This is a genomic window from Tenacibaculum agarivorans, from assembly GCF_001936575.1.
GTDB lineage: Bacteria > Bacteroidota > Bacteroidia > Flavobacteriales > Flavobacteriaceae > Polaribacter > Polaribacter agarivorans.
This window is the reverse complement of sequence record NZ_MSMP01000006.1, coordinates 1-11,616: the sequence shown is the minus strand read 5'-3', so window position 1 is coordinate 11,616 and position 11,616 is coordinate 1. Positions and strand designations below refer to the sequence as shown.

Sequence of the window (11,616 nt, the reverse complement as noted above, 5' to 3'; positions counted from 1 at the left end):
TAATCATGAATTTTAAAGTTTTTATACTATTTGTACTATGCGCTTTACCTACAATTGCGCAACAAGAATGGAGTGCATTTCCAGTACCCGCAAATCCTGGATCAGGAAAAACTTGGGAACTTCAACCTGATATTTCAGATGATTTTAATTATACAATGTCTGAAGGAAATAGACCTACAGCTTTTACAGATAAATGGTATCCAAGATATCATAACAATTGGACCGGACCCGGTGAAACTCTTTTTAATTCTGCACAAGCATGGTCTAATGGAGATAAATTAGCTATACAAGCAGTTAGAGTTCCAGGCTCTAATCAAGTATACTGCGGTATCATCACCAATAAAAAACGAATAAAATACCCTGTATACTTTGAAGTTAGTGCTAAAATTATGAACCAAACTTTAGCAAATGCCTTTTGGTTATTGAGTCCTGACGATACTCAAGAAATTGATGCCATGGAAGGCTATGGTGGTGGAGCTGGTCAAGAATGGTTTAATCATAGAATGCATTTAAGTCACCACGTATTCATAAGAAACCCTTTTCAAGACTATCAACCTAAAGATGCTGGATCTTGGCACTATAGTCCTGTACCATGGCGAAATGAATATCATAGATACGGATGTTATTGGAGAGATCCTTGGCATTTAGAATACTACATTGATGGAAAACTAGTACGTACTGTTTCAGGAAAGGATATGATTGATCCTTTATTTTACACCAATGCAGTAAATCCAGGTGATGTAAACAATGATACTCGAACGGGTTTAAATAAAGAAATGGATATTATTATTGACGCTGAGAATCAAACAACTTGGAGAACTGGTCCTACAGATGCGGAGCTACAAAATGGAAGTAACATTTTTTGGGTAGACTGGATGCGTATTTATAAACCTGTTGATGATACCAATACTAATCCTGGGCAATTCATTACCATCCAAGCAGAAGACTTTACTGCAACTGGAGGTACTTTTAATGATACTTTTGCTGGTGGCCCTGGTTTTGGAGTTAATAGAGCAGCAACTATTATTAATTATGTGAATAATGGTGATTATGCAGATTATACGGTTACTGTTCCTGAAAATGGAACGTATGAAATTGTCTATTATATTTCTTCTCCAAATACTGGAACTACTATTTCTTTTGGAACACCAAATACTGTATTCAATGTTACTACTGTGCCTAACAACGGTTCATGGGATAATTATCAGCCTTTGGCGGCTTCAAGTACAGTAAATCTTAATGCTGGTATTAATACTATTCGACTGAAAGCTGCTCCTCAAACTTGGACTTGGAACTTAGATAAGTTTACCTTAAAAAAGGTACAAAACATAGCTTTTAGAAATATGGTTAAGAAAGAGAAAACTACGATAAAAGATTTGAGAATAATCGGATATCCAAATCCATCTAGTCGTGTTTTCACCATTTTAGGTTTAAGCAAGAGTGCTGATTACAAATACCAACTGGTAAATAGTAATGGGGCTTCTGTATTATCGGGAAATATTAGTGCTAATAACAATACTATTGCAGTAGATGGATTAGCTTCTGGAATGTATTTTATCAATATCTCTTCTGATTCAAATCAGAAAATCTTAAAACTTCTCATTAAAAAATAACCGAAGTTATGCTTAAAAAATTGTGATCTCATTACAACGAGGTCACAATTTTAATCAACCTTCTAAAAGAAAAGAGGAACGTATTCCTTTCCTTTTTCAATCGAAAAAACAAACAAAATCAATACTAATGAAAACATATTTCATATCCTTTTTTTGGCTTTTAGTAAGCCTGAATTTAATTGCCCAAGACTGGAGCGGTATAAATATTCCTGCTAATCCTCCTTCAGGGATGGTTTGGGAGTTAAATCCTGTTTCAGATAGTTTTAATTATGAATCTACCAATGCTAATCAACATCCTGAATTTACTAAAAGGTGGAATAATTTATATATAAACTCTTTTTCTGGACCATCAAATACGGCTTTTAATAGAGATCATTCATGGGTTACTAATGGAAATTTAAATATACATGCTGCTTTAGATCAACAGTTTTCAATTATATACACTGGATGTATTTCTTCAAAAGCACAAATGACCTATCCTATGTATATGGAAGCTAGAGTAAAACAAGCAAATTGTATGCTTGCAAATAATATTTGGATGATTAGTGAAGATGAAACTGAAGAGTTAGACATGTTAGAATCGTATCCAAATAGTCAAACAGGCAGAGAGTGGTTTGATCAACGTATACATTTAAGCCATCATACATTCATTAGAAATCCTTTTACAGATTATCAACCAAGAGATGAAGAAGAAGTTTTTGGTACATGGTATTATGAGAATGATAGAGAATCATGGCGAGGTGAATACTTTACTATAGGAGTTTATTGGGTAAATCCTCACCATGCGGAGTATTATATTAATGGGGTAAAAGTAAGAACTATTAAAAAAAATGAACATAGTTTTATAGATCCAGATGGAAATTTATCAGAACACACTACTGACTTTGATGCTCTTGATAAATATGGCTATACAGGTGGAACAGGCTTAAGTAAACCTCAACATATTATTATCAATATGGAACAGCAATCTTGGTTAAGTGATTTAAATATTTATCCTACTGATGAAGAATTAGATGACGCTAATGGTAAAAATTTATTTCAAGTTGATTGGATACGAGTTTATGATGCTGTTCCAACAGGAGGAAATATACCAGTTACAGATGTTGCTATTACCCCTAGAAATGTAAGTATACGTCCTGGGGAAACATTCCAACTTGATGCTGTTATTTCACCTGCTAATGCAACTAAAAAAATTGTGACATGGTCTTCTGCTAATACTGCTTTTCTTACTGTAAATGGTCAGGGTCTCATCAAAGGAGTTAAGGCAGGTAACATTGTAATACAGGTAAAAACATTTGATGGTGGTTTTACTGATGGCATTGTGGTTAATATTTCTGGGGAACCTGTAGATGATACTCCACAAAACATTCCAACCACAGGAGTTAGTGTTTTACCTCCAAATCTTACATTAAACGCTGGTGAAACTACACAATTAACAGCATCTGTTATTCCTTTTAACGCTACCAATAAAGCAGTTACCTGGTCGTCATCTGATATCAATGTAGCTACTGTCAGTACTACGGGTTTAGTAACAGCTATAGATGATGGTACGGCTACCATCACTGGAAAAACATTAAGTGGAGATAATACGGATACTAGTATTATAACTGTTACTGGAGGAGATGGGGAAGATCCTGATGATACAACTGATGTTATCGCTACTGGAATTACTGTAACACCTGCAAATACAACGTTAGAAATAGGACAAACTACTAATTTAACAGCTACCATAGTTCCTAGTAATACCACAAACAAAACTGTTACATGGTCTTCTAATAATACTAGCCTTGCAACAGTTACAGCATCAGGTGTAGTAACAGCGATAGCCTCTGGTAATGTTATAATCACAGCAACTACTGCTGATGGAAGTAATCTAACGGATACAGCTACTATAACTGTTAATAGTACCACTCCAAATGAACAAACACCATTTAAAAATCATACTATACCTGGAGTAATTAATGCGGTTGATTTTGACAACGGAGGGCAAGGTATTGCCTATAATGATACCACTACTGGAAATAATGGATCTGGCGCTCGACAAAATACTGATGTAGATACAGAAAATAGAATTAGTACTGGTAATATAGGCTGGATTGCAGCAGGTGAGTGGTTAGAATATACTGTAAATGTTGCTACTTCCGGAAATTACGACCTTAATGTTCAAGTTGCTTCAACAGGAAATAACGGCGCATTTCATGTTGAATTTGATGGTGTAGACAAAACAGGAGTACAATCCGTTAACTCTACTGGAGATTGGGGAACGTTTGTTGCTCAAACGATATCAAATGTCTCACTAGCTGCTGGTCAGCAAGTAATGCGTGTTTTTATGGATGGAGGCGCTTTCAACTTAGGTAGTTTAACCTTTAATCAAACTACCACAACAGATCCTGGACAATTGATTACTATTCAAGCAGAAAACTTTACCACAACTGGAGGTACTTTTAATGATGCTTTTGCTGGAGGACCCGGACTTGGTGTCAACAGAACTGCTACAACTATTAACTATGTGAATAATGGTGATTATGCTGATTACTCAGTTACTATTCCTGAAGATGGAACGTATGAAATCGTCTACTATATTTCTTCTCCTAATACAGGAACAACCATTGCTTTTGGCTCTCCAAGTACTGTCTTTAATACTACCAATGTGCCTAACAACGGTTCTTGGGATGATTATCAACCTTTAACAGCTTCACAAACTGTTGATTTTACCTCAGGAAATCATACCATAAGACTAACTGCAGCGCCACAAATTTGGACTTGGAATTTAGATAAATTCACCTTACAAAAAGTCCAAACTGTAGTATCCAGAAGTGCTATCATAAAAGATGAAAACCCAATACAAAAATTAGAGGTAGTTGTATATCCTAATCCATCAGACGGAGTCTTTACTGTTTTAGGATTAGATAATGGAAAACAGTCATTTAAAATTGTTAATGCATTAGGCATAACAGTTAAAGAAATAGATATTCCAGTTCAAGGACATAAAGTGAGTTTACACTTACAATCATTAAGTGCTGGAATCTATTTTATTGCTACAAAAGACTTTGTAAAGCAAATTATTATAAAATAACGTGAATCTCGTTTTAAGGATAATGGTTTCACTTCGAGTGAAATTAATTGGAGTAGAGCTATCGAGTAAAAATTGTGTTCTCGATACAATTTTACCTCATTATCATTCCGCAAAATCACTCGAACTGACAAAGGTTTCTTAACCAAGATTCACATTAAAATAATACTCCTTAAAACAAAACAACAGTAGTGTAGTGCTACTGTTGTTTTTAAATTATATTCTTTTCACAAGAAAGTAAGTTTACTCAAATAAACTATCCAGAAACTTCCTTGTTTTTTTAGATTTCACTTTCAGTGTATTATCAATAACTTTACCTTCGGCTGTGAGTAAAACACCTGTCGGAATAGCAGAAATATCATAGGTGTTAACGAATTTTACCTTAGAGCCTTGGTATAATAACTGCACTGCTTCTTTATGCTCTTTCGCAATCGCTGCCCATTGTTCGAAATTTTCTTTTTTATCTACAGAAACATTGATGAATAAAATATTCTTGTCGTGATACTCATCGTTCAATTTTTCTACCTCTTTAAAATCTTTAACACAAGGTTTACACCATGATGCCCAAACATTCATAAAAATGTAGTTGTCTTTGTAATCTGATAATTTCACACCTTCTCCATTATCGTTAATGAATTTAAATTTCGAGATGTTTTTTTCTGCATCTACAAAACGAATTCTATTGTATTTATTTTTAGCCCTAGCAATAAACTCGTTGCTTATTGAATTCGCTTTTATTAAGTCAAAATATTCTTTAGTCAATTCTGGCGTGTCTCTAGACATCAGCTGGTATAAGCTTTCTAACACTCCTTCTTTCATAGATTCTGTTCGAATAGAGCTGATGATATCTTGTTTATACCCAAAGTTATCTGCATTTTCGATATCGTTTCGCCATTTTAAGATACTTAATTTGGTGTATTCATAGTATTTATTAAACAACTGCTCATTATCGAAATGAACACGACTTAACGGCTCTAAAAACGATTTTGAAGGACGAATACTATCGTTAATTTTATAGTGTTCTTTTGCATATTCATACTTTAATAAGTCTAAAGAATATCCATACTGTAAATTCTTCATTTCTTCGTTTACAAAGTCTTCATCTTCTAAAGTTCCTGAAAATAAAACACCATATAATTCTTTGTAATGTCCATCAATTTTTCTTAAGTAAGCTTGCTCATTTCCCTCGTAAAAATTCTCCTTGTAAAAGTCACGTTGCTCACCATCTTCATCTAAAAACACCTTGTTTCTATTGGCTAAATAGGTATTGATATCAGCTCCTCCACCTGTAAAAACTAAGGAATTATGAAATTGTTGCGCATCAAAATTAATGGTTAATTCATCTTCAGGTCGAATGTATAGTAAGGCTTCGTTTTCTCCTTTTTTCAAGAGATAATATCCTTCTTCAAGATTGGTATCAGGTAAATCAAAATTGAACTCTTTTAGTTCAACATCGTGTAATACTTTATTTGATAATGTACGAAGTGAAAATTTACTTCCTATAGAATCATTCTCAATATTAAACGTAATTTTCTGACCAAAAACTACGCTCGCACTTATTACTAAAAAACAAGTAATTAATCTTTTCATATTCCATCAGTTAGCGCTTCGGCTAATTTAACTTATTTAAATGTAAAACTATATTTTTTCTAAAACTTGTAACGCTTTTTGAACCGTATCTATTTTAATAAATGTGATTAATAAACGTAACCCGCTTTTTGTTTGCTTTTCTTTCATTACACAACTCTTTGAATTGTGCTGTACGTACTTCAACATTTTGGTAAATGCTTCCGTTTGATAAAAATCACTTTGTTGATCAGATACAAAATATCCAATCATGCGTTTTTGCTTTAAAATGATTTTCTCTAATCCTAACGATTTAGCTAGCCATTTTATGCGTACACTATCTAATAAATCTTGTACTTGTGTTGGGTATTCTCCAAAACGATCTACAATATTTTGCTCAAATACTTGTAATTCTTCTTCTGAATTTAACTCTCCTAACTCCTTGTACAAATTGTAACGTTCTGTCGTTGCATTCACGTAATCATCAGGAAAAAGAATTTCGAAATCGGTATCAATTTGTACCTCTTTTACATACTCTTTCGGACCACTATTTTCATCAACAGGATACAAGTCTTTAAACTCATTTTCCTTCAATTCTTCTATGGCTTCTTTTAGGATTTTCTGATAGGTATCAAAACCAATATCATTAATAAATCCACTTTGTTCACCTCCTAATAAATCTCCTGCCCCTCTGATTTCCAAATCTTTCATTGCAATACTCAGGCCACTTCCCAATTCAGAGAACATTTCTAAAGCTTGAATACGTTTGCGCGCTTCTTCTGTCATCATATGATATGGCGGCGTAATGAAATAACAAAATGCTTTTTTATTCGATCTACCCACACGTCCACGCATTTGATGTAAATCTGATAACCCGAAATTGTTAGCATTGTTGATAAAAATAGTATTCGCATTTGGTACGTCTAATCCACTTTCAATAATTGTAGTCGACACCAACACATCAAATTCACCGTTCATAAAAGCTAGCATCAGTTCTTCTAACTTTTTTCCTTCCATTTGTCCGTGTCCAATTCCAATTTTTGCAGAGGGTACCAAACGCTGTAACATTCCTGCCACTTCTTTAATATTTTCAATACGATTGTGAATGAAGAAGACTTGACCTCCGCGTGAGATTTCATAGGAAATTGCATCTCGCATGGTTTCTTCTGAAAGACGAACAACATTGGTTTCTACCGGATGACGGTTTGGCGGCGGTGTTTTAATCACAGATAAATCACGCGCTGCCATTAAGCTAAACTGTAACGTACGTGGAATTGGCGTTGCGGTTAGCGTAAGCGTATCTACATTTTCTTTAATGGTTTTTAACTTGTCTTTTGCAGCTACACCAAATTTTTGTTCTTCATCAATAATTAACAACCCTAAATCTTTAAATTGGACGTTTTTGTTGGTAAGCTGATGTGTTCCTATTACAATATCTACAGATCCATCCGTAAGACCTTCTAAAACTCCTTTTCGCTGTTTTGCGGTCCTAAAACGATTCAGGTAGTCTATTTGTACAGGAAATTGTTTTAAACGCTCTGAGAACGTTTTAAAGTGCTGAAACGCTAAAATTGTAGTGGGTACTAACACAGCAACTTGTTTTCCATTATCTACTGCCTTAAATGCTGCACGAATGGCAACTTCTGTTTTTCCAAAACCTACATCTCCACAAACTAGACGATCCATTGGCTGATCTTTTTCCATATCTGCCTTTACATCTTGTGTAGCGCTAAATTGATCTGGAGTATCTTCAAACAAGAAACTTGCTTCTAACTCATGTTGCATATGGGTATCTGGACCAAAAGCGTGTCCTTTTTCCAGCTTTCTTTTGGCATAAAGTTGAATTAAATTGAAGGCAATTTCCTTAACTCGTGTTTTCGTTTTTTGCTTGATTTTTTTCCAAGCGTTAGAACCTAGCTTGAAAATTTTTGGCGGTTTTCCGTCTTTTCCATTGAACTTAGAAATTTTGTGTAGCGAGTGAATACTCACATACAAAATATCACGATCGCCATAAATCAGCTTAATTGCTTCTTGTTTCTTTCCTTCTACATCTATTTTTTGTAATCCTGCAAATTTTCCAACTCCGTGGTCGATATGGGTAACGTAATCACCTTTTTCTAGATTGGTTAATTCCTTGAGTGTAATGGATTGTTTTTTGGCGTAGCCATTCTTCAATCGGAATTTATGATAACGTTCGAAAATTTGATGATCGGTATAACAAACTAGTTGAAGATCTTCATCTATAAATCCTTGGTAGATGGGGAATACTACAGTTTCATAATGTACTTCTTCATCGGCATCATCAAAAATATCATGAAAACGTTGTGCTTGTTTCTCATTGGCACAGAAAATATAGTTGGAGTAACCTTTGCTATGGTGTACGTTTAAGTCTTCTATTAATAAATCGAATTGTTTATTGAAGGAAGGCTGGGAGCGGACACTAAATGAAATGTCAATACCTTGATGAGATGCTGAAACAACCTTTCGACTGGCGCTCAAGGTGACATCTTTAACATTACGTTTTCCTAGGAAAGCGACAGTAAAATCATTCAGTTGACTTGTAATCAACTCTCCATTACAGAACAATTCCGAAGGTTTGGCGTGTTTGATATCTTCGGATAGTTTTTCGAATTCTACCTCCGCTCTACGATAAAATTTATCCAGATTTCCTTTGAGTAATTCTTGGTTTTTCACCAACAACACCGTTTTTGAAGCGATATATTTTAAAAAGCTCTCTCGAGATTCTTGTAATGCCTTATTTTCAACATTAGGCATTATGCTCACCTTGTTTAGTTTTTCTTTGGAAAGCTGAGTTTCTACATCAAAAGTTCGAATGCTGTCAACCTCATCGCCAAAAAACTCGATTCGATAGGGTTCATCATTTGAGAACGAAAAAACATCTACAATTCCACCACGCACAGAAAATTCCCCAGGTTCGGTAACAAAGTCAACACGATTAAAATTGTATTCGAATAAGACTTCATTGATAAAGTCTAAGGATAAATTTTCACCTTGATTGACTTTAAGCGTATTCTTTTCGAGTTCTTTTTTAGTGACTACTTTTTCAAATAGGGCAGTGGGATAGGTAACAATAATCGCGGGTTTTTTACGCGAATTGATTCTATTCAACACTTCCGAACGTAGTAATACATTGGCATTATCAGTTTCTTCTATTTGATATGGACGACGATACGAACCGGGATAAAACAATACGTTTTTCTCACCTAGTAATTGTTCTAAATCGTTTAGATAATAGGCCGCTTCTTCTTTATCGTTACAGATAAACAGGTAGGGTTTATCGCCATTTTTAAAAGTTTCGGAAATGACAAAAGACAACGAAGATCCGACCAAATTCGAGATGTGAAAATGGTGTTTGTCTTGTTGTAACGCTTGTTGTACCTCAGCCACCTTTGTAGCATTCTGGTAGTAGTTTACAATGGTTTGCTTACTCAACGGTAAAAATTTTGGGCAAAGATACGGAGTTGTGTGGAAAGTCTAAAGATGAAAGTCCAAAGTCTAGAGTTTTAAGGCGTCATTCCGAGGAGGTTTCTGAACTTTAGTGAAGAAAGTAACGAAGGAATCTGTTTTTTGTGGGGCTCGAAAAGCTTTTCAGTGATCACTAGTCTTTCTTTAAAATTGCATATAACACATTTAATGGAAAAATTAATTGAAAATAAGAAAAGTAAGTACTGATTTTCAATTAATTTGTTCATTTGGATACATAATCTTTTATGAGATTGATAAACCTTTCTCACATTTTATTTTTTTAATGTAGTGGCGTAGGGTCTTCTTTTAAATAAGCACTGATAACAATTGAATCACCTTTTTTTATGAAAAAATCTGGAATCTTTACAGGAAGTCTTCCTAGATAGGAAAATCTTATAGTATACTTTCCTTCCTGTTCTACAGAAACATCGAAAGGTTTAATAATTTTACTTTCTGAATCAAAACTAAAATCAAAATATAAATCATTTATATATACTCTTGGGCCTAGTTGGTTTTCATATTCATAGTCGTATGCCTTTAAAATTAAAGTTGAATATCCATTTTTAGATTTATGTTTATCAAAAGTATAGTTTCTATTAGATGTAATTTCTTTACTAGCTGCACAACTAATAAAGATTAAAATGAGACTAATACTAATCACATGAAACGCTTTTTGTACCACTTTTTTATTTTTAATAGAAAAACTATTCTATAGGTATTCTACTATCTTTCAAATAAGTATTAATAATAATTGAATCATTCTGTCTTACCATTATATCTTTAATACTAATACTTTCTTTACCTATATGACTTACTTCTATAGAATGTTTACCAATAGCTGGTCTAAAAAAATTAGTGTCTCCAAAATATAATTTATTTATAATAATCAAACATTTTGGTAAAACATCATTAGGAACTTCACTATCAAATGCATTTATAGTAATTGACCTTCTAGAAGATTTATGTTTTTCTATTGAATAATTGTGCTCTTTCCCTATTTTTCTAGTAGAATTACAACTAACAAAAATTGTAATAATAAATAAAAAAATAAACGTACTAACATTTAGTCCCTGTTGCTCCACTTTTATTAAACCTTTTAATTATCTTTTTCTTAGACTCAATCAATTATAGGCTCGTCTTTTAAATACGCTTTAATAACTATTGAATCTCCTTCTTTTATGAAAAAAGTTGGAATTTCTATTTTCTTTTTTGCTAAATAAGATATTCCTACATTAAAATTATTGTTGGGCTTTACTTTAACTTCCAGAGGTATCATTGTATTACCTTTTCCTAAAACATCATGATAAACTTTATTAACACAAATAATCCCTCCAGGTAAATCATTTTCATATTCAAAGTCATATGTTTTTATAATTAAGCTTGAAAATCCACTTTTAGATTTAAAGCGTTCAAATGTATATTTATCTGAAGTTTTTAAGTCTTTATTTGTAGCACAGCCCGAAGCAAACAATAGTAAAAGTATAAAGCCTTGCAAATATTTCATTTTTTTTCTGTCGGTGTAATCATTGACTAACAAATTGTATTTCTATTCTATCTTTAAAAGAATTAAAAAACATTACGATTCGATAAGATTCTTTGTTCCTCAATATGTCCCAAATTACTTTTTATCTTATCAGATATTTACTTCATTTCAAAAATGAAAAATGAGGTATTATTTTCATAATCCATATGAACACTAAAAGCATAATCATCCTTATCCCATGTAATGATTAATGGATCATCTTCAAAAGTGCATGACTTAGTTTCACCCTCCTGGGTATTGGCTATATACTCTTCACCAACATAATCCTCAATATTATATATAGTATTCATTTTTAGCATCATACTAGCTTCTCCATACTCATTCACAAGCTTTAA

8 protein-coding genes are annotated in these 11,616 nt (G+C 33.3%); 2 read left to right on the top strand and 6 right to left on the bottom strand.

The features are described from left to right. The first annotated feature begins 5 nt into the window (after positions 1-5). Both BVC87_RS05830 and BVC87_RS05825 read left to right on the top strand, forming a co-directional pair. Complete coding sequence (locus BVC87_RS05830) at positions 6-1,613, top strand: carbohydrate-binding protein (protein ID WP_075341423.1); 1,608 nt, start codon at positions 6-8, stop codon at positions 1,611-1,613. Between the two features lie 127 nt (positions 1,614-1,740). Further along, positions 1,741-4,689 (top strand): Ig-like domain-containing protein, encoded by a 2,949-nt coding sequence (locus BVC87_RS05825; protein WP_075341422.1) that lies wholly within the window; start codon positions 1,741-1,743, stop codon positions 4,687-4,689. A 240-nt stretch (positions 4,690-4,929) separates the two neighbouring features. Here BVC87_RS05825 and BVC87_RS05820 read toward each other — a convergent pair whose 3' ends face one another. The 6 genes from BVC87_RS05820 to BVC87_RS23355 form a co-directional block, all read right to left on the bottom strand. After that, the gene (locus BVC87_RS05820; RefSeq protein ID WP_075341421.1) at positions 4,930-6,276 is read right to left on the bottom strand and encodes a TlpA family protein disulfide reductase; all 1,347 of its coding nucleotides are present in this window, start codon (positions 6,274-6,276) and stop codon (positions 4,930-4,932) included. Positions 6,277-6,324: 48 nt separating this feature from the next. Continuing rightward, positions 6,325-9,705, bottom strand: a complete 3,381-nt coding sequence (gene mfd, locus BVC87_RS05815; protein ID WP_075341420.1) for a transcription-repair coupling factor — start codon at positions 9,703-9,705, stop codon at positions 6,325-6,327. A gap of 313 nt (positions 9,706-10,018) precedes the next feature. Continuing rightward, a complete protein-coding gene (locus tag BVC87_RS05810; RefSeq protein ID WP_143569724.1) occupies positions 10,019-10,399 on the bottom strand; it encodes a hypothetical protein in 381 nt (126 codons plus the stop codon). Positions 10,400-10,442: 43 nt separating this feature from the next. Continuing rightward, positions 10,443-10,820 carry a hypothetical protein gene (locus tag BVC87_RS05805; protein WP_075341418.1) on the bottom strand — a complete coding sequence of 126 codons (378 nt, stop codon included), beginning with the start codon at positions 10,818-10,820 and terminating at the stop codon, positions 10,443-10,445. A 35-nt stretch (positions 10,821-10,855) separates the two neighbouring features. Then, a complete protein-coding gene (locus BVC87_RS05800) occupies positions 10,856-11,242 on the bottom strand; it encodes a hypothetical protein (RefSeq protein WP_075341417.1) in 387 nt (128 codons plus the stop codon). Positions 11,243-11,379: 137 nt separating this feature from the next. Next, positions 11,380-11,616, bottom strand: a 237-nt coding sequence (locus BVC87_RS23355; protein WP_159439324.1) for a hypothetical protein, incomplete at its 5' end; no start/stop codon positions are given.